The sequence below is a fragment of the Sphingobium trunci genome, from assembly GCF_022664535.1.
Taxonomy (GTDB): domain Bacteria; phylum Pseudomonadota; class Alphaproteobacteria; order Sphingomonadales; family Sphingomonadaceae; genus Sphingobium.
On the sequence record NZ_JAKUJY010000017.1, the window covers coordinates 58,622 to 79,519 of the forward strand.

The following is a 20,898-nucleotide window of genomic DNA, read 5'->3' on the forward strand; positions in this document are numbered from 1 at the left end:
ACGTCACTTCGCTCAGCGCGGAGTGACGGCCGTGAACCCATCCACAAGGGCCGTGCCTTATCCGGGGCGCGGCCCTTTTTGTCGTGCTTGACGCTTGCGTAAAGGTAAGGCCTGACTTACACCTGTATAAATGGAGAGCAGCGAAAACATCTGGAAAACCCGCTATAATCACCCCTCATCCTGGGACCAGGACTTCCCGCCTCTGTCGATGGTCGACATGCTGGTGGGCAGCGCCACGGCCAATCCCGATGCGGTGATGATCGATTTCATGGGCCGCAGGACCAGCTATGGCGACATGCTCCAGATCATCCGGCGCGTGGCCAAGGGCTTGCAGGATCTGGGTGTGAGGCAGGGCGACCGGGTGGGCCTCTACCTGCCCAACGTGCCGCATTATGTCGCGGCCTATTATGGGGCGATGATGGCCGGGGCTGCGGTCGTCAACTTCTCTCCCCTCTACACCGCCACCGAACTGGAGCATCAGGTCGAGGACAGCGGCACGAAAATCCTCTTCACCCTGTCGGCCAAGGCGCTGTTGCCCACCGCGCTGGAGGTGCTGGACAACAGCAGCCTGGAACGGCTGGTCGTCGGCTGCGTGGCCGAAGTGCTGCCCCCGGCCAAGTCGGTCCTCTTCCGTATCTTCAAGCGCAAGGAAACCGCGCCGGTCCCGCACGACCCGCGCATCACCAACTATGTCGACCTGCTGCGCCATGGGGAGGATCCAAAGCCGGTCAGCATCGATCCGGTGAAGGACGTCGCCCTGCTGCAATATACGGGGGGGACCACCGGCCGGCCCAAGGGCGCGATGCTCACCCACCAGAATCTGACCGCCAACGCCCGGCAGGTCCGCCTGATCGATCCGCATCCCGAAGCGCCTGACCGCATCCTGGCGGTGCTGCCCTTCTTCCATGTCTTCGCCAACACCTGCGTCCTCAACCGGACGGTGCTGAACGGCGGCGAGATGGTGATGCTGCCCCGCTTCGACGGGACGCAGGTGCTGGCCGCGCTGCAGCGCACCAAGGCGACCTCGCTTCCCGGCGTCCCCACCATGTATCAGGCGCTGCTGGACCATCCGGCCACGCCCAACATCGATTTCTCCTCCCTGCGCCTCTGCATCTCCGGCGGTGCGCCGCTACCGCTGGAGGTCAAGCAGCGGTTCGAGGCGATGACCGGTTCCAAGCTGGTGGAGGGCTATGGCCTGACCGAAACCAGTCCGGTCGTCTGCTCCAATCCCTATGAGGGGCTGAACAAGGCGGGCACCGTCGGCCAGCCCGTCCCAGGCACCCGCGTCAAGCTGGTCGACCGGGAGGACCCGACCAGGGCAGCCCCTGAGGGCGAACCGGGCGAGCTGGTCTTTTCCGGCCCGCAGATCATGAAGGGCTATTGGCAGCGCCCCGACGCCGACGCGGAGGTGTTCGTCGACGGCTGGCTGCGCACCGGCGACGTCGGCCTGATCGACGAGGACGGCTATGTAAAGATCGTCGACCGCCTCAAGGACATGATCGCGGTCGGCGGGTTCAAGGTTTTCCCCAGCGAGGTGGAAAAGATCCTGTACCATCATCCGGCGGTCAAGGAGGCGCTGGTGATCGGCATCCCCGACCGCTATCGCGGCGAATGCCCCAAGGCCTTCGTCACGCTTCAGGAGGGGAGCGACATCGACGGGCCGGGCCTCAAGGACTGGCTCAACCCGCAACTGGGCAAGCATGAGAAGGTCTGTGAGGTGGAGGTCCGGCTGAACCTTCCCAAGACGCTGGTCGGCAAGCTTTCCCGCAAGGAACTGGTGGCCGAGGAACGCGCCAGGGCGGAGGCCGCGCAGCTGCAGACTGGAACAGCGGGCTGATCCTTCCTATCTGTGCGGCCGACACAGGATAAGGACGCGAAAATGGCCGAAGAGATCGCAACCCTCGCTGGCGGATGCTTCTGGTGTACCGAGGCGGTCTATCAGAACCTCAAGGGCGTGAAGGCCGTGGAAAGCGGCTATATCGGCGGCTCCGTGCCCGACCCGACCTATGAACAGGTCTGCTCCGGCGCGACCGGCCATGCCGAGGCGATCCGTATCGCCTATGACCCGGCGGTCATTTCCTATGGCGACCTGCTGGATATTTTCTTCGCCACCCATGATCCGACGACGCTGAACCGGCAGGGCAACGACATCGGCACCCAATATCGTTCGGCCATCTTCCCCCATTCGGCGGAGCAGGAGGTGGAAGCCAGGGCCGGAATCGTCCGCGCGCAGTCCGATCAGGCGCAGCCGATCGTTACTGCGATCGAACCCGACGCCCCCTGGTATCCGGCGGAGGATTATCACCAGAAATATTGGGAGCGGGTAGGGGACCGGAACCCCTATTGCATGGCGGTGATCCCACCCAAGCTCGCCAAGCTGCGCAAGGGCTTTGCCGAACGCATCGACGCCTGAACGACCGGAACCGGAACGCTTCGTCGCCAACGGCTTGCTCCCGCCGTCAGCGTCTTTAGCTTGTACCCTGGAGCGTCGCGTTCGATCTGACGCAAGTCGCGGGCTCCGGTTCTTTGTTCGCATCGCTTTCAGCGCAAGATCGGTTCCCATTCTTGCGCACGATGCTCTAACGGCACGCCGGGGAATATGAATGAGACGGACGTTATTGCTGGTTACGCCTGCGCTGCTGCTGATTCTGCCCGGCTGTATCGCCAGGACGGCGGCGGACATCGTGACATTGCCGGTTCGCGCGGGCGGACAGGTCGTCGACTGGACGACCACCAGCCAGGAAGAGGCCGACCGCAATTACGGCCGCAAGATGCGCAAGCAGGAAGCGCGCGAAGCCCGTGAGCGCAAGAAGGAAGAAGCAGAACAGCGCCGCGAATGCCGCCGGGCGGGCTATGACAATTGCGGGTAAGCGGTTCTTTCCGTAGCTATTTCAGGCTGCCGCCCGCCGCAACCGGTCGTTGATCGCGACGCCGATCCCCTCATGGGGAATGGGCGCCACCGCGATCCGTTCCGCCGCGCTGGCATCGGCGATATGCAGGGCGGCGAACAGGTTGGCCGCCGCTTCGCGCACGTCGGCGTCGGGGCTGAGGTTGATGTGACAGGGCATCAGCCCGAAGCCGATCAGATATTCGTCCTTGTCCGCCTTCAGTACGTTCAACCGCACCGGCTTGGACGGCGCATAATGGCTTTCAAGCTGCCCCGGCGCCTCTATTTTGGCGTTATCCCCGCCCGTCACGACCGGCAGGCCGGTGGCGTCCTCCAGCATCGCCGCCGTCACGGGGCCGGGCCGCAGCAGACGGATGCGATCCTCCTCCGGCGCGGCGATGGTCGATTCCACGCCCTCGCTGGTTGGTCCTTCGTCCAGGATCATGCGGATCTTGCCGTTGAGGCTGGAGAGCACATGTTCCGCGCGCGTCGGGCTGATCGACCCGCTGCGATTGGCCGACGGCGCCGCCAGCGGCCGCCCGCTCTCCCGGATAAGGGCCCGCATCGCCGGATGGGCAGGCAGGCGAAGCGCGACGGTCGGCAGCCCTGCCGTCACCAGGGGCGAAAGGCCGCTGTCGGCCCGCACCGGCAGCACCATGGTCAATGCGCCGGGCCAGAAATGCGCCGCGATCCTTTCCGCCACTGGGGAAAATTCCGCCAGCCGCGCCGCCATCTCGCGGTCCGCGACATGCACGATCAACGGATTGAAGCTGGGCCGTCCCTTGGCGCTGTAGATCGCCGCGACCGCGTTGGAATCCGTGGCGTCGGCGGCCAGCCCATACACCGTTTCCGTCGGCACGGCGACCGGCTCGCCTGCACGGATCAGCAGTGCCGCCTCGCGCAGCGCTTCGCTGCCATAGCGGCAAATTCGGGTGGAAAGGACTGGATTTGGGATGGTCACGGCCCCGCGATATAAACTTCGCAAGGTGCAAGTAAAAGGCCATTGCTACAGAAGAATGACATCGCCCGCGCGCTTGCCCCCGCCTTATGCTGAGGGTAAGCGCGGGCATATGAACGAGGCTCTTCTCACCCGCATTGCCGAAGCGCTGGAACGGATCGCGCCGCCACCCGCTTCTTCCGCCGATCTTGCCGCCGCGCCAGCCTATGTGTGGAACGGTGCTTCGATCCGGCCGGTAGAGGCCTTTGCTCCGGTGGATTATGAACTGCTGACCGGCATCGACGCGCAGAAGACCGCCTTGCTGGACAATAGCCGCCGCCATGCCGCCGGCCATGCCGCGCATGACGTGCTGCTCTGGGGCGCGCGCGGCACGGGCAAGTCCGCCGTCGTGGCTGCGGTCGTCGCCAAGCTGCAGGCTGAAGGGCAGGATATCGCCCTGCTGCAATGCGCGATCGACGAACTGGCCAGCCTGCCGCAGCTTTTCACGATCCTGTGCGACACGCAGCGGCCCTTCATCCTGTTCCTCGACGATCTTGGCTTCGATGAAAATGGCGGAGGTGACGCGCGGTCGCTGCGCTCCCTGCTTCAGGGCGGCACGGCGGCGCGTCCGGCCAATGTCCGGCTCTATGTCACCTCGAACCGCCGCCATATCGTGCCGCGCCACCTGTCGGAGCAGGACGATCCCGTCAATCCGCGCGACGTGGTGGACGACAAGATGGCGCTGTCCGACCGCTTCGGCCTCAGCCTTGGCTTCCACGCCATCGATCAGGACGCCTATGTCGCGATCGTCAGCGGCTATGCGGCCAAGCTGGGGGTGAGCTTCGAGCCGCTCGACGCGATCCAGTGGGCCACCCAACGTGGCAGCCGTTCGGGCCGGGTGGCCTGGCAATATGTGGTGGAACTAGCCGGACGGAACGGCCTGAAGATCTGAAGGGGATGGGGCTCCCGCCCTGGCGGGAGCGCCCCTCCTTATTTCGCCGCCGTCACCCGCCAGACGATATTGCCTACGTCGTCGCTGACCAGCAGCGCGCCCTTGGCGTCGGCGGTCACGTCCACCGGGCGGCCATGCGCTTCGCCCTTGCTGTCCAGGAAGCCCGTCAGCACGTCGATCGGCTTGGCCTTGCCCGCTTCGCCATTGTCGGCAAAGGGTATGAACACGACCTTGTATCCCGACGCCGGCTTGCGGTTCCAACTGCCGTGCAGCCCCACGAAGGCGCCGTTGGTGAAGGGCGCGCCCAGCGTCACCTTGTCCGCGAAGCTGAGGCCCAGCGCCGCCACATGGTTGCCCAGCGCATAGTCGGGCCGCTTGGTATATTCGCGGATTTCCGGCCGCTGCGGCTGGACCCTGCGATCCTCATAGCCGCCCCAGTAATTCCACGGCCAGCCATAGAAGGCACCGAATTCCACCCGCGTCAGATAGTCCGGCACCAGATCGCTGCCCAGCATGTCGCGTTCGTTCACGACGCCCCATAGCGCGCCGCTCTTCGGCTCGAAAGCGAGGCCCACCGGATTGCGTAGACCGGACGCGAAGATGCGGTAATCGCCGGTCCTGGGATTGACCTCCAGCACGGCGGCGCGATTGGCTTCCGTCTCCAGGTCGTTTTCGCCGATATTGCTGTTCGATCCGACGCCGACATAAAGCAGCCCCTGCGGACTGGCGACCAGGCTGCGCGTCCAGTGCATGTTGGGCGCCTGCGCGGGCAGGTTCAGGATCTTCCGGCCCTTCGCCACGATCTTCGTTTCGCCTGCCTTGTAGGGGAAGGCCATCAGCGCATCGGTGTTGGCGACGTACAGCGTGTCGCCGATCAGGGCCATGCCATAGGGGGAGTGGAGGCCGGTCAGGAAGGCCGTCTTCGTCTCCGCCTTGCCGTCGCCATCGGCGTCGCGCAGCAGGGTGATGCGGTTGGCCGACGGCACGCCCGCGCCCGCCCTGTCCATCAGATAGTTCATGACCCGGTTGACGATGCCGCCGGTCGGCCGTGTCGGGCTGTTGGTCTCCGCCACCAGCACGTCCCCGTTGGGCAGGCGCAGCAGCGAGCGCGGATGGTCGAGGCCATCGGCAAAGCGTTCGACGCGAAGCCCCTTGGCGGCGGTCGGCTTTTCCGCGGCTTTCCACGGCACAGCCGCGGCGACGTTCATCGTCGGGATCATCTCGCTGCGCGGGGCGGTGAACACCGGCTCCTTGCCGACATCCGCGCCGTCCGGCAGCTGGGCGGTGTCGCCCTGCGAAAAATAGAGGAAGGCGCCGCCCAGCAGGACCAGCACCACCAGGGTGAGCGCAATCAGATGCTTCTTCATGGCACCACGTTTATGCTGCGACGCTCCGCCCGGCAAGGCGGGCAAGGACAGGAAATGAGGCTATTTCTCCCGCTCGCGCAGCCACAGCAGCAGGGCGATGACAATGCCGACCGCCGTGCCGGTCAGCAGGCCGATGCTCGGCTGCCCCATCAGCCCGCCCAGGATCGTTCCCCCCAGGATCGTCAGGGCCAGGATGGCGCCCGCGCCGGTCGGATTCTTCTTCATGCTCATCGGCCACCCCTTGCCACGCACCGGCGATCATGACCAGCGGCTTTCCCGCCTGCACCGTTTCGGGACGAGCGCGGTCCCGTCCTGGCACGGCTGTATCACTGTGGGACTTGGCTAACCGGCCGTTCACCCTTGCAAGCCGCCCCATGCCGCCAAAGGGTGAAACTGGCACGGGGATTGAACCCTCCTCTGCGGGCCGGGATATCTTTGGGGGGTTAGCGATGAACATACCATATCTGTCCAATCGCAAAAGCTATGACGATGCGGCGGAACTGATCGCGCTCTTTGGCGACAACGCAGGCTATGAGGCGGCGGCTCGCGCGGATCGCAGCCGCGACCGGGGCAATTTCATCCATTTCTGCCACTGGCGGCAGATCGAGCGAATGATCGTCCTGCTCACGCATGACGGGCCGCTCGGCACAATTCATTGACAGGGAAGGGGCGCCCGTCAGGGCGCCCGCCTTTAAAGCCGCAGCCCGGCGGTTTCGGGCAGCCCGGCGAGGATATTGAGATTCTGCACCGCGGCGCCTGCCGCACCCTTGCCCAGATTGTCGAGCGCCGCGACCAGCCGCGCCTGGCCTGTCGCCTCATTGCCAAAGACGAACAGCGCCAGCCGGTCGGTCGCGCCGACATGCTCCAGACGTACCTGCGCCATCGCCGCGCTGTCCTCCAGCGACGCCACGCTGACGATCGGCGATCCGGCATAGGCGGCCGCCAGCGCGCCGTGGACATCCGCGACCGAGGGCGCGCCGGGCATGGCGCGCAGCTGCAACGGCACCTCGACGATCATGCCGCGATAGGCATTGGCGACGGCGGGCGCGAACAGGGGCGGATGCCGCAAACCCGAATAATGCAGCATTTCCGGCCCATGCTTGTGCGCCAGCGTGAGACCATAGGGCCTGAACGCGCTCGGCGCGCCGTCGGCGCTCTCATATTCCGCGATCATCGACTTGCCGCCGCCCGAATAGCCGGAGGCGCCCGATACCGTCACCGGCCAGTCGGTGGGCAGCAGCCCGGCCAGCACCAGCGGCCGCACCAGCGCCAGGAAGCCGGTCGGCCAGCAGCCCGGATTGGCGACGAAGCGCGCATCGGCCAGCTTTTCCCGATGGCCCGGTTCCAGTTCGGCAAAGCCATAGGTCCAGCCGTCCGCGACCCGGTGCGCGGTCGACGCGTCGATCACCCGCGTGCGGTTGTTGCCGATCAGGGAGACGGCTTCGCGCGCCGCATCGTCGGGCAGGCAGAGGATGACGATATCCGCGGCATTCAACGCATCCCTGCGCGCCTCCGCATCCTTGCGCCGGTCCTCGTCCAGCGTGATGATCGACAATTCCGGACGGCCCGCCAGCCGCTCGTTGATTTCAAGTCCTGTAGTCCCGACGCCGCCGTCGATGAAAATATGCTGTGTCATGCGCTGATCCTTCGCCGCGCGATGATGGGGTCCGCATGGTCCGCCGCCAGCCGGCCGACGACATCGGCCAAAGGCTCGATCACCACGCTCATCCAGTGCGCGTTGGCGTGCAACAGATGGTCGCCGTCGGTCATGATGCCGACATGGCCCGGAAAGAAGACGAAGTCCCCTCGTCGGAGCGGCGCGTCGGGTGCGATCGGCGAACCGATCCCCTCGCGTTGCAGATCGGTGTCGCGCGGCACCTTGATGCCGCATTGGCCGAGCGCGACCTGCACCAGGCCGGAACAGTCGATGCCGCGATGCCCGCGCCCGCCCCAGACATAGGGCTGGCCGAGATAATGTTCCGCCGTCGCGACCCAGTCGCTCTCCAGAGCGTCGAGCGATGCGACATGGCGCTGGTGCACATAGCCTTCGGCGCAGGCGAAGAAATCCCCCTTCGCCTCAGCGGCGAACAGCGCCCCGCGCGGCCAGTAATCGGCGATGCGCGACTTGATGTCGGGCGCGCTGAACAGGGGGGCGGTGCCGGTGATGATCCGGCTGTTCGCCGTTTCGCGCACATCCAGCGCCTCGCGCCGGACATAGCCGACATAGCCGTCATGCCCGCAAAAGCCCCAGGCCCATTCCGCCGTCACGTCCAGCGCGTGGAAACTCTCTCCGCGCAGCAATTCGCTGACGGCCTGCGCCTTGGGCGTGTCGTCAAGCAGGACCGGCGCGCCCGCCGCCACGCAGGTCAGTTCGACCGCGCGCGCATAATGGGCCGAAAACAGCACACCGGCGAGCGCCAGGTCAGCCAGGTCGCCGCGCGCGGCATGGACCCGCGTGTCCAGCTTGACCGACCGGCCATCCAGCTTGAATCGGATACGTTCAGGCGGTGCGTTCCGCGTGGGAGAGGTTGAGGCGTTCATCGCGGCCGGTTCCTGCGATGAAATGGTGAAAGGCGTCAAGAAATTCCGCCCCTTTGGGGGTCCGGGTGATGAAAATATTGCGCCTGTCGGTGGAGTCCCGCTCCCGCCGCAGATAACCGAGCGCCGATAATTTGTTCAGCGCCCGGGTAATGACCGGCTTCGACACGTTCAGCGCCTCCGCGAGTCCCCGCACCGTATGCGGCCCCGCGCCGATATAGACGGTCAGCATCAGCGCCATCTGCCGGTTGGTCAGATCAGGCTTGCCGGAACGCACATAGTCCACCAATGTGCGCATCCATTGGCCAAGGGGCTTCAGGCCGGGGCGATCAAGCTCTGCGGCCTGATCCTGTGCAGAGTGGGCATCCATGCCGGTCGTAACGCACGATGGCCAATCCGGTTGCGTAACGGCCGCCCAAATCCGCTTTCTTTTTACTTTTTATGACCATAGCGTTTTTGCAGCAGGTGGAAGACGGCGCGCAGACCCAATGCCTCTCCCCCCTTGGGCCGCCCCGGCCGGGAAGAAGGGCGCCAGGCAAAAGTATCCAGATGAATCCATTTCGCGCCGTCCGGCACGAAGCGCTTGAGAAACAAGGCTGCCGTGATCGCCCCGGCAAAGCCGCCTTCGCCCGCATTGTTGATATCGGCGACGTCGGATTTCAGCATGTCGGCATAGCCATCCCACAATGGCAGGCGCCATGTCGGATCGTCGATCTCGCCGCCTGCCGCCTCCATCTCGGTGGCGAGGGCGTCGTCATTGGTGAAAAGGGCGGGAAGGTCCGGTCCCACCGCCACCCGCGCCGCGCCGGTCAGCGTCGCATAATCGACGATCAGTTCGGGCTTCTCCTCGCCCGCCAGCGTCAGCGCGTCGCCCAGCACCAGCCGCCCTTCGGCATCGGTGTTGCCGATCTCGACGGTCAGCCCCTTGCGCGACTGGAGGATGTCGCCGGGCCGAAAGGCATTGCCCGCGATCGCATTTTCCGCCGCCGGGATCAGCAGATGCAACCGCACGGGCAGCCGCGCGCCCATGATGAGCTGCGCCAGCGCCAGCGCATGGGCAGCCCCGCCCATGTCCTTCTTCATCAGCCGCATCGCCGAAGACGGCTTGATGTCCAGCCCGCCGCTGTCGAAACAGATGCCCTTGCCCACGATGGCGATCCGGGGATGCTTGGGGTCGCCCCAGTGCAGTTCGATCAGGCGCGGGGCAAAGCTCTTGTCCGCCGCCTTGCCGACCGCATGGATCATCGGAAAGCCCTGTTCCAGTGCGTCGCCCTTCGTCACCTTGCATTCGGCATCGAAATGCGTGGCGACCTTGCGCACGGCGGCCTCCAGTTCACCCGGTCCCATGTCTGCGGCGGGCGTGTTGACCAGATCGCGGACCAGCGCCACAGCCTCGGCGAGCCGGATTGCCGGCTCGATTCGCGCGACCTCGCCGGTCAGCAACACGCGCGCGCCTGTGCTTGCCTCATCCCTGCGATAGCGGTCGAAACGATATTGTCCGGTCAGCCAGCCCAGCATCGCCGCGCCCGCCATGTCCCCGGCCAATCGATAGGTCCCCTCCGGCAGCGTCTCGGCCAGTTTCGCAAGGCACCATGGCCCCAGCTTCTCGCGGGAGGCGACACCGGCCACCACCGACCAGTCCGCCGGACCATCGCCCGGCACGATCGCATGTTCATGCCCCTTCGCCTTGAATTTCTGCGCGGCAAGCAATGTCCTGACCCGCTCCGGCTGCCCAGCCAGCCAGGCTTCCAGTCCCGGAGCATCGATGATCTGGATCGAACGGGCCGGTTGATTGTTGTCGGCTTTGAGCAGGTCGGAAAAATCGGTCATGGCGCGAATGTTTGAACAAAGGCAGGGCGGATGAAAAGCGCATTTTTTCGTCGCCCCTGCGGCTCGACCGGCCCTGAGAGCATTTGCGCATCCCGGCGCGAAGGCATAGATTTTATCCAGTGATAAGGAAGGAGAGTCACCATGATGCACACCGATGACGGCCGCCTCCAGGCCCTTCGCGCCCGCGCCTATGCACTGGCGGAAACCGGGCGTTTCGACGGAGCGCATGCGGTGGAGCAGGCGCTGATCGCGGAGGGCTGGCCCAATGCGGGTGCGGCGCTCCAGAGCAGTTATACGCGCAAGGCGGTCAACGAACGGTGCATGGCGGCGGCAAAGGCCCATTGATGCACCTGCGCAAGGGGAGGGGGCAGGCGGGACCGCTCATCATGGCGGTCCTGCTGCTTGGCGCCTGTTCGGCTGACAGCCAGCCCGATGCGGCCGATGATGGCAATCATGACGCGGCGGCGACCAGCTTCGTCAACCGGATGGCGGGGCAGCCCGAGCCGCAGCCTCCCGCCAGGCCCTTCGCGCGGAAGGAAAAGACCGATCTCCTTGAATTCGCCTTCAGCTATCCTGCGCAGGCGGCGCAGATCCCGGCCCTGGTGGAGAAATTCGACAAGCAGTTGACGGTGTCGAAGGCCGATGCGCTCAAAATGGCGCGCGAGGACCAGAAGGCGGCCAAGGCGGCCGATTTTCCCTTCCATGCGCACAGCCTGGAGACCCATTGGACCGTTGCCGCCGACACGCCGCGCTTCCTGGCGCTCAAATCGGAAAGCTATGTCTATACGGGCGGGGCGCACGGCATGACCGGCTATGACGCGCTGCTCTGGGACAAGGAACGCAAGCGCGAAACCGCGTTCGGGGCGACCATGACCTCGCGCGCCGCCTTTGCCGCCGCCATTCGCGACCGTTTCTGCGAGGCGCTCGACAGGGCGCGGGCGGAAAAGCGGGGCGCCCCGGTCAAGCGCAGCAATGACGATGATTTCACCAAATGCATCGACCCGATGCAGCAGGTGCTGGTGCCCACCTCCAGGGACGGCAAGCTGATCGACAGGGTGACGGTCATCATCGGTCCGTACAGCGCCGGTCCCTATGCCGAGGGCAGCTATGATATTGCGCTGCCCGTCGACGCGGCCATGCGCAAGGCGATCAAGACCGAATATCAGAACGCGTTCATCGACCCGCGATAGATATATTCAGGCCTGCGGCACCCCGTAAAGATCGTGATCGTCGGCATCCTCGATCAGGACGGAGAGGATGTCGCCGGTCTTCACCCCTTCGCTCACATCGCGCAGGAAGACATTGCCGTCGATTTCGGGCGCGTCGGCCTGGCTGCGCGCGGTCGCGCCGATGGAGCCACCCTCGTCCTGCTCGCCGACCTCGTCGATGATGACGGACAGCACGCGGCCGACCTTGGCCTGAAGCTTGGCGGCGCTGATCGCCGCGGTCTTCTCCATGATCCGCTGATAGCGTTCTTCCTTGACCTCTTCGGGCACGGCGTCCGGCAGGTCGTTGGCGCTCGCGCCCTCGACCGGCTCGAAGCGGAAGGCGCCGACCCGGTCGAGCTGCGCCTCGTCCAGCCAGTCGAGCAGATATTGGAAATCCGCTTCCGTCTCGCCGGGAAAGCCGACCACGAAGGAGGACCGGATCGCGATGTCCGGGCAGATGTCCCGCCATTTGCGGATGCGGTCCAGCACCTTGGCTTCATTGGCGGGCCGCTTCATCGCCTTCAGCACGGACGGCGCGGCATGCTGGAACGGAATGTCGAGATAGGGCGTCAGCAGCCCCTCGGCCATCAGCGGGATCACATGATCCACATGCGGATAGGGATAGACATAGTGCAGCCGCACCCAGGGCGGCCTGCCCTCGGCCGTCCGAAGCTGGCCCAGTTCGCGCGCCAGATCGGTCATGTGCGCGCGGACGTCGCGGCCCTTCCACTGGCGCGTCTCGTGCCTTGTGTCGAGGCCATAGGCCGATGTGTCCTGGCTGATGATCAGCAGTTCCTTCGTTCCTGCGTGCACCAGCTTTTCCGCTTCGCGCAGCACCGCATCGACGCGGCGGCTCACCAGATCGCCGCGCAACGACGGGATGATGCAGAAAGAGCAGCGATGGTTGCAGCCTTCGGAAATCTTGAGGTAGCTGTAATGGCGCGGCGTCAGTTTGAGGCCGCCCTCCGGCACCAGATCCACGAACGCATTGGGTACCGGCGGCGAGGCATCATGCACCGCATTCACCACCGCCTCATATTGATGGGCGCCGGTCACGGCCAGCACCTGCGGGAATTTGGCGCGGATCAGTTCCGCCTCATTGCCCATGCAGCCGGTGACGATGACACGGCCATTTTCCGCGATCGCCTCGCCGATCGCCTCCAGCGACTCTTCCTTGGCCGAATCGAGAAATCCGCAGGTATTGACCAGCACGACGTCGGCGCCGGCATAGTCGGCGGACATCTGATAGCCGTCGGAACGCAGCTTGGTCAGGATGCGCTCGCTGTCGACCAGTGCCTTGGGACAGCCCAGCGACACCATGCCGACCTTCGGCGCTTCGGGAATTTTGGTTGCCATGATCGGCGCGCACATAGGGATTTTTGCGCCGATTGTCACGGGGGGCCGCAAAGGCCCCGACATTCACGCCGGATCGCGCGCCTTTCCAGCCCCTTCGCCCTCGACGATCTCGATGATCAGGTCGCCGGTCTGCAATCGGCCCGCGCCCACCTCCCAGAAGCCGATCGCCCGGTCCTCGCGATAGATGCGTACGCCAAGGCCGGTGGTGATGGCGGACAGCGGCCCGCCAATCTCTTCCGGCCGCACAAAGCGCTCGTTCAGCTTCACGCGCCCGCCCGACGCGGCCAGATCGGCCATATAATCGGCAATATGCTTGCCGTCGGTGCTGCCCGCCAGCAGCAGCCCGGCAAAGCTCACCGGATTGATCACCGTGGTCGCACCCGCCTGCCGCGCGGGCAGTTCATTATCCTCGTTGCGCACGACGATGCTGATCGGCAGGCGAGGGGCCAGATGCCGCGCCGTCAGGGTGATGAGGATGGAGGTGTCGTCGCGCCCCGCCGATACGATCAGCGTCCGCGCCCGGTGGATCGCCACGTCGGTGAGCGTCCTGTCCCGCGTCGAATCGCCGCACAGGACGTTGCAGCCCAGCGCCTCCGCCTCGCCCAGCGCCTTTTCGACCGGATCGACCACCACGATCTCGCGCGGATCGACGCCCCGCGCCAGCAATTCGCGCACCGCCTCGCTGCCGCTGGTGCCAAAGCCGGTGACGACGATATGATTGTGCAGATCGGCCTGAATGCGAGCCATGCGCCACCTGTAGAGGATGTTGCGGAAGAAGAGATTATAGGCCGTGCCGAGGAAGATCAGCCAGACGAACAGCCGGATCGGCGTCACCAGCAGCGCTTCGAACAGCCGGGCTTCCGGGCTGACCGGTACGATGTCGCCATAGCCCACCGTCGTCACGGTCACGGTGGTGAAATAGAGGACGTCGACGAAGCTGATATGGTCGTCGAGATTGTCCCTCAGCCCGTCGCGCCCCAGCCAGTGGATCAGCAGCACCAGCGCGATCAGCCCGAACACCAGCGCCACCCGGCAGGCCAGATCGGCCCATACCGGCAGCGAGGAGCGCCGCCGCAGGAAGCCCGTCGCGCTGGACGGGGGCCGGACCGGAACGATTCTCACCGGAGGCGGGCGGGCAACTGGCGCACGGGATCGACCGGCACCCGGTCCTTGCGCAGTTCGAAATGCAGCTTGGGGCGGCTGGCATAGCCGCTGTCGCCCGAAAGCCCGATGATCTGCCCCTTTGCCACCTTCTGCCCCCTGACCACGTCGACCCGGCTGGCATGACCATAGACGCTCACCCAGCCGCCGCCATGGTTGATCAGCACCAGGCCGCCGAACACCGCCACCTTGTCACCCGCATAGGCGACCACGCCATCGGCGGCCGCATGGATCGGCGATCCGGCAGGAACGGCGATGTCGATGCCATTGTTCCGCACGCCGCCCGCGCCGGGGCCGAAGGATGCCAGCAGCGGTCCGCGCACCGGCCAGGCGAAGGCGCCTGAGAACGCTCCGGGCGTCGCGATCGGCACATTGGCCGGCAGGGGCCTCGGCACGCGCGACGGTGCTGGGGTCGGCTTGCCGGCGGGCGTGGCTGGCTGGCCGCCGGTCAGCACGTCGTCAATGTCGATATGGAATGCGGCCGCGCGTTCTTCCATGGTCGGCGCCCGGCGCGGCGCATCGTCGGGCAGCAGCAGGCGCCGCCCCTTGTGCAGGACAAAGGGCTCGCCCAGCCGGTTGATCTCGACGATGCGGCTCCATGGGACGCCATAGGCGGCGGCGATGGCGATCCCCGTCTCGCCCTCCGCCACCTGATGATAGCGTCCGGCGGGGATGCGCAGCTTCTGTCCTTCCCGCAGCGCATAGGGCGGTTGCAGCCCGTTGGCCTGCGCAATGATCTGCGCCCCCGCGCCAGTGCGATTGCTGACGCCGAGCAGCGTCTCGCCCGGCTTGACGACATAGGTCGAGGCGGCGACCACCTGCGCATGGGCCACCACCTGCTGGGCCGCCCAGACCGGCTGCTCCTCGACGACCCCGGGCAGGACCAGGCCCCGAGTGGACCGGGGCGCGTCCCTGGCGGCCAGCAGGAGAGGAGAGAAAGCGATGATGATGAGGGAAAGGCAGGGACGGGACATGAGCGCCCGTCCTAGCTGCCTCCATGAGGCGTGGCTAGGGCATCACGCAACGATGCAGGCCGTGTTTCGGCTGTTCGAGGCCCTGTCCCTTCTCGCAAGGGGAGGAGGCTTGGCCCCGGCCGAACGGTGAGCGGGTCTTACAGCGGCCGCAACCGGGTCAGGCCGCCCATATAGGGCGCCAGCACCTCCGGCACGATCACGCTGCCGTCCTCCTGCTGGTAATTTTCCAGCACGGCGACCAGGGTGCGCCCGACGGCCAGCCCGGACCCGTTCAGCGTATGCAGGAAGCGCGTCTGCTTCTCGCCTTCGGGCTTGTAGCGCGCATTCATCCGCCGCGCCTGGAAATCGCCGCAGTTGGAGACGGAGCTGATCTCGCGATAGGTCTGCTGGCTCGGCAGCCAGACCTCCAGATCCCAGGTCTTGCGCGCCCCGAAGCCCATGTCGCCGGTGCACAGCAGCATCTTGCGATAGGGCAGCCCCAGCGCCTGCAATATGCCCTCCGCCGCCGCGCACATGCGCTCATGCTCGGCTTCGGATTCCTCCGGCTTGCAGATGGCGACCAGTTCGACCTTCTCGAACTGATGCTGGCGGATGAAGCCCCGCGTGTCGCGCCCCGCCGATCCCGCCTCCGACCGGAAACAGGGGGTCAGCGCCGTCAGCCGCAGCGGCAGGCTCTCCACCGGCACGATCTGTTCACGCACCAGATTGGTCAGCGAAACCTCGGCCGTCGGAATCAGCCAGCGGCCATCGGTGGTCTGGAACAGGTCCTCGGCGAATTTCGGCAACTGCCCGGTCCCGAACAATGCCTCGTCGCGCACCAGCAGTGGCGGGTTGACCTCCTCATAGCCATTCTCGCCCGACTGGCGATCCAGCATATATTGCGCCAACGCCCGGTGCAGCCGCGCCATCTGTCCGCGCAAAGCCGTGAAGCGCGCGCCGGAAAGGGCCGCGCCGCCCTCGAAATCCAGGCCCAGAGCCGGTCCGAAATCCGCATGATCCTGTGGCGTGAAAGTGAAGTTGCGCGGCGTGCCCCAGCGCGAAACCTCGACATTCTGCGCTTCATCCTCGCCCAGCGGCACATCGTCCGCGGGCAGGTTCGGGATGGCCGCCAGCTTTGCCGTCAGCGCGTCGCCAACTTCACGATCCTCCGCTTCCAGCGCGGGCAGGCGGTCCTTCAGCGCCGCCACCTCGGCCTTCAGTGCCTCGGCCTTTTCCATGTCCTTCTGCGCCATGGCCTGGCCGATCGCCTTGCTCGCCTCATTGCGGCGCGCCTGGCCCTGTTGCAGTTCGGTCTTGATCGCGCGACTCCGCTCGTCCAGCGCCAGCAGCCCGGCGCTCAGGGGTTCGAGGCCACGCCGGGCAAGGCCAGCGTCGAAAGCGGCGGGATTTTCGCGAAGCAAACGAATGTCATGCATGGGCCAGCCCTATGCCGTTCCGCGACGAACCGCGCAACCCTGCACGCCGCCGCCCGTTCGTGGTAAAAGCATGTCAGAACAAGGAGCCGGGATCATGCTGATCGATCATGACGCGATGGTGCTTGTGGCGGACGGCCGCAAGATGCTGTTCTTCCGCAACAGGGGCGATCGCCTAGCGCCGAATCTGGAGGCCGAAGCGGTGAAGGTGCAGGACAATCCCTATGACCGGGATCAGGCATCCGACGCGCCGGGCCGGGCGTTCAACTCGGTGGGCAGCCACCGCAGTTCCATGGAGCAGACGGACTTTCACGAACTGGAAGAGGCCCGCTTTGCCGTGGAGGCGGCGCATATGCTGAACCGCCGCGCGCTGGCGCAGGATTATGCCAAGCTAATCGTCGTCGCGCCCCCCGCAGCCCTGGGCGAAATGCGCAAACATTATCACAAGGAAGTGCAGAGCCGCCTGGTGGGGGAGATCGCCAAGGATCTGTCCAACCATCCCGTGCCGGAAATAGAGCGCATCATCGTCGCGAGCTGAATGGCTTATCCGGCCGGCGCCTCCCCCGAAGCGGTCCGGCCGGATCGCCCCGCTGTCAGCCCTCCGAAACCTGTCGCCGGGCGAAATGCCTGCGCGCGAGCAGGGCAGCGGCGCCCGCGCCGAACAGCAGCACCATCGGCGGCGCCGGAACGTCGGTCGGCGGCGGCGGATGATGGTCGCCGCCCGACGAGCTGGAAGAGGAAGAAGAGGATGAGCTGGAGCTGCTCGACGAGGAGCTGGTCGCGCCCGAACTGGTGCTCGACGAGCCGCCGGAGGAAGAGGACGAGCTGGAGCCGCTCGATCCGGTCGAGCTGGCATGGCCGCCGCTCGAACTCGACGAGGAAGAGGAGCTGGAACTCGAGCTGGATGAGCTTGAGCTGGACGAGGACGAACTGCTGCTGACATTGCCGCTGGACGTCGAGACATTGCCCGAAGAGGTGGAGACGTTACCGGAAGAGGTCGAGGTGGAGACGCCGCCGGTAGAGGTCGAAACCCCGCCCGTGGAAGTCGAAACCCCGCCTGTGGAAGTCGAAACGCCCCCGGTGGAGGTCGATACGCCGCCAGTGGTGGAGCTGGTCGAGCTGGTGATGCCGCCGGTCGAGCTGCTGGTGGAGGAAATCACCACCGATCCGCCGCTGGAACCGCCGCTGCCGCCAAAGAAGCCGCCGATGAAACCGCCCCCGCCGAAGCCCGGACCGCCCGCCATCACGATCGGCGCAGGCCCGCCGCCACCCGACATGACCGGCATTTCCGCCGGAGCGGGGGGAAGGGGAATGGGTGCGGCCTGGCTGGTGACCGTGACGGTCTGCGGCGCGCAGGACGTTACCGTGCGGACCCGCTTCACCGTGCGGACGGCATAGTGGCGGCGCGGCGCCGCCTTCATGCCTTTCGTGCTGTGGACCACAGCCGGACGGGCGCTCTCGGCCACATGGACCGCGCCACCGCCGATGATCGCACCCCCCGCGGCGCAAGCGCATAATTTAGCCAATGCCATCCGTACCGACATAGGTTCCACTCTTTTTATCTTGTCGTGCCCAGTCCCGTTACTGAAATCATGCAATAACCAAATCCGGGCCGATCCATATGTTCAAGAACGCAAAACAAACGGTTAATTTCAACGCCGTTAACTCTGAATATCGCCGGCAAGTCGAGATAAATTCTAATAAATCATGAACTCATATGGTTAACGTCCCACAGTGACACAGCGCCCGGTCGCCCGGTAAACGCGGCTTGCCTTATTTATTTCGGAGCAAGCCCGTTCTCCGGACTCGTTGGGTTTCCGCGGATGGGGGGCGGTACGCCGCGCGATCCATGCGCCGGAACACAGATTGCCCGCTTGTCTCAGCCCTTGCTGCTGGCTATTACGCGCCGTCAATCACAAGTCACGGATACCCCGGCACTTTCAGCATCGGGGAATCCCGCGAGTCGGAGAGCCAGATGGCATCGGTCCTGAATTCCGATAACGGCCATAACCCGCCCAAATCGGCTGTAACACTCCCCCCCGACTATCGTCCCTCGGCAGACGAAGAGTTTATGAACCCTCTTCAGCTGGAATATTTCCGGCAAAAGCTGTGGGACTGGAAGAAGCAGATACTGGCCGAAGCCGAAGGCACGCTGGCCGTCCTCCAGAATGAACCGCTGCGCGAACCCGACCTCAACGACCGCGCATCCAGCGAGACCGACTGGTCGATCGAACTGCGAACCCGCGACCGCCAGCGCAAGCTCATCTCGAAGATCGACGCGGCGCTGCGTCGCATCGACGATGGCGAATATGGCTATTGCGAAGTCACCGGCGAACCCATTTCGCTGGGCCGCCTGGAAGCCCGGCCGATCGCGACCATGACGGTCGAAGCCCAGGAAAGGCACGAGCGGCAGGAAAAAGTCTCTCGCGACGATTAACCTTTTGTCCATGCGCCCATGGCAATGTCGGCCCCATAACGGGGTGACATGGCAGGGCGTTGTTCATGGATGAGAATCAGGAGAATGTCGGCCGTGGCCCGGCACGTTCAGGGCCGCGCGACAGCTTGTTCCTGCTGACCAATCTGAGTTCCGTCGAGGGTACGCCGCTGGGCCGCGCCAGGGTTCGAAACCTGTCGGCGACAGGCCTGATGGCGGATTGCGAGCGCGTCGTTCCCGCGGGCATCCGCGTCCGCTTCGACCTGCGCGGCATCGGTCAGGTCCATGGATCGGTCATCTGGTCGCAGGAGGACCGGATCGGCATCGCCTTCGACGTGGAAATCGATCCTCAGATGGCACGGCGGCCCGTATCGGGCAGCAAGGCGCGCGGCCCCATCCCTGACTATCTGCGCGCGCGGCGCTTCACCCGCTGATCCTGTCTTTGCCAAAAAAACAGCCCCGCTGCCTTTGTGGCTCCGGGGCTTTTCCTCATGCCGTGACGGACTTGGTTCCGGACTGATGAAGGGCTGGATCAGCGGCAAGGGACCGCTGATCCATGCCTTCGATCAGGCGTCACTGGCTGTCAGTGCTGCGCCTCCATTTCCTCCTTCAGGCGAAGCTTCTGCTTCTTGAGCGAGGCGACAAGGATGGCATCGGGCATGGGACGACTCGTCTCCGCCTTGATACGTGCCTCAAGCCCTGCATGCTTGGCCGAAAGAGCTGAAATGTGGCTATTTTCCATGACATTCTCCTTACGAGGGTGATGGATGATTGAGTAGATCATGATTCGCAGGCTTTGTCTTTGGGTGATTCGCTCTTTGCGACGGGTCGCATTTAAATTTGCGATGGTCCGTTTCGGTCAGCCGGGCTATCAAATGGGGATGGGACGGCATTGATTGTGAAAGTAGGTGTGCGGTGAGCCGGGAAGACATCATGCGTCGGCTGGAACTGCTGCGAATCGAGCATCGCGATCTGGATGGCGCCATCTCGGCGCTCGTCGATTCCGGTTCGGGCGACCAGATGCAGATCGCCCGCCTCAAGAAGCGCAAGCTGCGCCTGCGCGACGAGATGGCGTTGCTGGAGGATCAGCTCGTGCCCGACATCATCGCCTGAAAGCCTGTTTGGAAATGCGCTCTTTCGCGCATTTTCGAACAGGCTCTGAAAATCCCGCCGGCGGTTTGTGGTTAACGCGCCGTCAACCGGCCCTGAATGAGACAATTCGGGGTTAACGGGCGCCATCAGGCCTGACAAAGCGCACCGCTTATGTCACATATCGGCCATGTATCTCGCTGCTTCTCTGGACCGGGGCCTGCACCGGCGCCTGGTCGATGGACTCTATGTCGAGGCCATGGTGATGGCCGACGAAGCGCGGGCCTATTTCGACATGCGCGAAGGCAGTCGCGCGGAGGAGGATGATCCCCTCCGCCGCGTCGCCCTTGCCTGTGAATCGCTGAAGGTCACGACGCGCCTGATGCACATCATCGCCTGGCTGCTCAGTCAGCGCGCCTGGCAGCGCGGCGAACTCGACGACGCGGAAATGCAGGACGAGAAATATCGCCTCGGCCATGCCGCCGGAACCGATCCGGCCGTGGCCGCGACCTTCCCCTTCGCCGCCCGTGCCCTGATCGAGGCGAGCCAGGATCTGTACGAGCGGGTCGCCCGATTGCAGGACCGCATGGCGCGCCCGCGTGCTCAGGTCGAACCCAGCCCGGCCCGCGCCCTGATGGAACGGCTCAACACCGCCTTCTAGAGCGCGCCGCGTTAAATCAGACGCAGGTCGCGCGCTCTAGCTTTTTGTTTTCGCATCGTTTTAAGCGCAAACCGGTTTCCACTTTTGCGCAC

The 20,898-nt window shown here is 65.1% G+C and carries 25 protein-coding genes; 13 read left to right on the forward strand and 12 right to left on the reverse strand.

What is annotated here, in order from left to right; translation table 11 throughout:
- The first annotated feature begins 130 nt into the window (after positions 1-130).
- The 3 genes from MJ601_RS15015 (at position 131) to MJ601_RS15025 (ending at position 2,870) form a co-directional block, all read left to right on the forward strand.
- Entirely contained in the window at positions 131-1,837 is a 1,707-nt protein-coding gene (locus MJ601_RS15015) for a long-chain-fatty-acid--CoA ligase (RefSeq protein ID WP_242127821.1), read from the forward strand.
- 42 nt (positions 1,838-1,879) lie between these two features.
- Positions 1,880-2,413, forward strand: coding sequence for a peptide-methionine (S)-S-oxide reductase MsrA (msrA, locus tag MJ601_RS15020; RefSeq protein ID WP_242127823.1), 534 nt, complete (start codon positions 1,880-1,882; stop codon positions 2,411-2,413).
- 190 nt (positions 2,414-2,603) lie between these two features.
- On the forward strand, positions 2,604-2,870 hold the full coding sequence (locus MJ601_RS15025; RefSeq protein ID WP_242127825.1) for a hypothetical protein: 267 nt from the start codon (positions 2,604-2,606) through the stop codon (positions 2,868-2,870).
- Positions 2,871-2,891: 21 nt separating this feature from the next.
- On the opposite strand, the gene MJ601_RS15030 is transcribed toward MJ601_RS15025, so the two are convergent.
- Positions 2,892-3,848 (reverse strand): L-threonylcarbamoyladenylate synthase, encoded by a 957-nt coding sequence (locus MJ601_RS15030; RefSeq protein ID WP_242127827.1) that lies wholly within the window; start codon positions 3,846-3,848, stop codon positions 2,892-2,894.
- Between the two features lie 109 nt (positions 3,849-3,957).
- Here MJ601_RS15030 and MJ601_RS15035 point away from each other — a divergent pair, with 109 nt between their 5' ends.
- On the forward strand, positions 3,958-4,776 hold the full coding sequence (locus tag MJ601_RS15035) for an ATP-binding protein (RefSeq protein ID WP_242127828.1): 819 nt from the start codon (positions 3,958-3,960) through the stop codon (positions 4,774-4,776).
- A 38-nt stretch (positions 4,777-4,814) separates the two neighbouring features.
- Here the strand turns inward: MJ601_RS15035 and MJ601_RS15040 are convergent, their stop codons facing one another.
- Positions 4,815-6,143, reverse strand: a complete 1,329-nt coding sequence (locus MJ601_RS15040) for a PQQ-dependent sugar dehydrogenase (protein ID WP_242127831.1) — start codon at positions 6,141-6,143, stop codon at positions 4,815-4,817.
- Positions 6,144-6,203: 60 nt separating this feature from the next.
- Positions 6,204-6,374, reverse strand: a complete 171-nt coding sequence (locus MJ601_RS15045; RefSeq protein WP_242127833.1) for a hypothetical protein — start codon at positions 6,372-6,374, stop codon at positions 6,204-6,206.
- A gap of 218 nt (positions 6,375-6,592) precedes the next feature.
- Here MJ601_RS15045 and MJ601_RS15050 point away from each other — a divergent pair, with 218 nt between their 5' ends.
- Positions 6,593-6,802: a hypothetical protein gene (locus tag MJ601_RS15050; RefSeq protein WP_242127835.1), complete on the forward strand. Its 210-nt coding sequence runs from the start codon at positions 6,593-6,595 to the stop codon at positions 6,800-6,802.
- A gap of 32 nt (positions 6,803-6,834) precedes the next feature.
- Here the strand turns inward: MJ601_RS15050 and argC are convergent, their stop codons facing one another.
- From argC to MJ601_RS15070, 4 genes are all read right to left on the reverse strand, one after another.
- Positions 6,835-7,779 carry an N-acetyl-gamma-glutamyl-phosphate reductase gene (argC, locus tag MJ601_RS15055; RefSeq protein WP_242127838.1) on the reverse strand — a complete coding sequence of 315 codons (945 nt, stop codon included), beginning with the start codon at positions 7,777-7,779 and terminating at the stop codon, positions 6,835-6,837.
- On the reverse strand, positions 7,776-8,684 hold the full coding sequence (locus MJ601_RS15060) for a C40 family peptidase (protein ID WP_242127840.1): 909 nt from the start codon (positions 8,682-8,684) through the stop codon (positions 7,776-7,778). Before MJ601_RS15060 ends, argC begins: the two co-directional genes overlap by 4 nt.
- Positions 8,644-9,051, reverse strand: a complete 408-nt coding sequence (locus tag MJ601_RS15065; RefSeq protein WP_242127842.1) for a MarR family winged helix-turn-helix transcriptional regulator — start codon at positions 9,049-9,051, stop codon at positions 8,644-8,646. The genes MJ601_RS15060 and MJ601_RS15065 overlap by 41 nt, the downstream gene beginning before the upstream one ends.
- 62 nt (positions 9,052-9,113) lie before the next feature.
- The gene (locus MJ601_RS15070; RefSeq protein ID WP_242127845.1) at positions 9,114-10,511 is read right to left on the reverse strand and encodes a leucyl aminopeptidase family protein; all 1,398 of its coding nucleotides are present in this window, start codon (positions 10,509-10,511) and stop codon (positions 9,114-9,116) included.
- Between the two features lie 141 nt (positions 10,512-10,652).
- Here MJ601_RS15070 and MJ601_RS15075 point away from each other — a divergent pair, with 141 nt between their 5' ends.
- On the forward strand, positions 10,653-10,856 hold the full coding sequence (locus MJ601_RS15075) for a hypothetical protein (RefSeq protein ID WP_242127847.1): 204 nt from the start codon (positions 10,653-10,655) through the stop codon (positions 10,854-10,856).
- Positions 10,856-11,701, forward strand: a complete 846-nt coding sequence (locus tag MJ601_RS15080) for a DUF4163 domain-containing protein (RefSeq protein WP_242127849.1) — start codon at positions 10,856-10,858, stop codon at positions 11,699-11,701. The genes MJ601_RS15075 and MJ601_RS15080 overlap by 1 nt, the downstream gene beginning before the upstream one ends.
- Positions 11,702-11,707: 6 nt before the next feature.
- On the opposite strand, the gene rimO is transcribed toward MJ601_RS15080, so the two are convergent.
- From rimO to serS, 4 genes are all read right to left on the reverse strand, one after another.
- Positions 11,708-13,090, reverse strand: coding sequence for a 30S ribosomal protein S12 methylthiotransferase RimO (gene rimO / locus MJ601_RS15085; RefSeq protein WP_242127910.1), 1,383 nt, complete (start codon positions 13,088-13,090; stop codon positions 11,708-11,710).
- Between the two features lie 48 nt (positions 13,091-13,138).
- A complete protein-coding gene (locus MJ601_RS15090; protein ID WP_242127851.1) occupies positions 13,139-14,197 on the reverse strand; it encodes a potassium channel family protein in 1,059 nt (352 codons plus the stop codon).
- On the reverse strand, positions 14,194-15,210 hold the full coding sequence (locus tag MJ601_RS15095; protein ID WP_242127853.1) for a M23 family metallopeptidase: 1,017 nt from the start codon (positions 15,208-15,210) through the stop codon (positions 14,194-14,196). The genes MJ601_RS15090 and MJ601_RS15095 overlap by 4 nt, the downstream gene beginning before the upstream one ends.
- A gap of 137 nt (positions 15,211-15,347) precedes the next feature.
- On the reverse strand, positions 15,348-16,625 hold the full coding sequence (serS, locus tag MJ601_RS15100) for a serine--tRNA ligase (protein WP_242127855.1): 1,278 nt from the start codon (positions 16,623-16,625) through the stop codon (positions 15,348-15,350).
- A 94-nt stretch (positions 16,626-16,719) separates the two neighbouring features.
- Between serS and MJ601_RS15105 the strand changes: the two genes are divergently transcribed.
- The 4 genes from MJ601_RS15105 to MJ601_RS15120 all read left to right on the forward strand — a co-directional run bounded on the left by MJ601_RS15105 (position 16,720) and on the right by MJ601_RS15120 (position 19,490).
- Positions 16,720-17,160 (forward strand): host attachment family protein, encoded by a 441-nt coding sequence (locus MJ601_RS15105; protein ID WP_242127857.1) that lies wholly within the window; start codon positions 16,720-16,722, stop codon positions 17,158-17,160.
- A 254-nt stretch (positions 17,161-17,414) separates the two neighbouring features.
- Complete coding sequence (locus MJ601_RS15110; RefSeq protein ID WP_242127859.1) at positions 17,415-18,020, forward strand: hypothetical protein; 606 nt, start codon at positions 17,415-17,417, stop codon at positions 18,018-18,020.
- A 577-nt stretch (positions 18,021-18,597) separates the two neighbouring features.
- Positions 18,598-19,059, forward strand: coding sequence for an RNA polymerase-binding protein DksA (gene dksA / locus MJ601_RS15115; protein ID WP_192666515.1), 462 nt, complete (start codon positions 18,598-18,600; stop codon positions 19,057-19,059).
- 65 nt (positions 19,060-19,124) lie between these two features.
- Positions 19,125-19,490 carry a PilZ domain-containing protein gene (locus MJ601_RS15120; RefSeq protein WP_242127861.1) on the forward strand — a complete coding sequence of 122 codons (366 nt, stop codon included), beginning with the start codon at positions 19,125-19,127 and terminating at the stop codon, positions 19,488-19,490.
- Between the two features lie 149 nt (positions 19,491-19,639).
- On the opposite strand, the gene MJ601_RS15125 is transcribed toward MJ601_RS15120, so the two are convergent.
- Entirely contained in the window at positions 19,640-19,798 is a 159-nt protein-coding gene (locus MJ601_RS15125; RefSeq protein ID WP_007684009.1) for a YdcH family protein, read from the reverse strand.
- 191 nt (positions 19,799-19,989) lie between these two features.
- On the opposite strand from MJ601_RS15125, the gene MJ601_RS15130 reads away from it, so the two are divergent.
- Positions 19,990-20,169 (forward strand): YdcH family protein, encoded by a 180-nt coding sequence (locus tag MJ601_RS15130; RefSeq protein WP_242127863.1) that lies wholly within the window; start codon positions 19,990-19,992, stop codon positions 20,167-20,169.
- Between the two features lie 166 nt (positions 20,170-20,335).
- Entirely contained in the window at positions 20,336-20,806 is a 471-nt protein-coding gene (locus MJ601_RS15135; RefSeq protein WP_242127866.1) for a DUF1465 family protein, read from the forward strand.
- Positions 20,807-20,898: the final 92 nt, after the last annotated feature.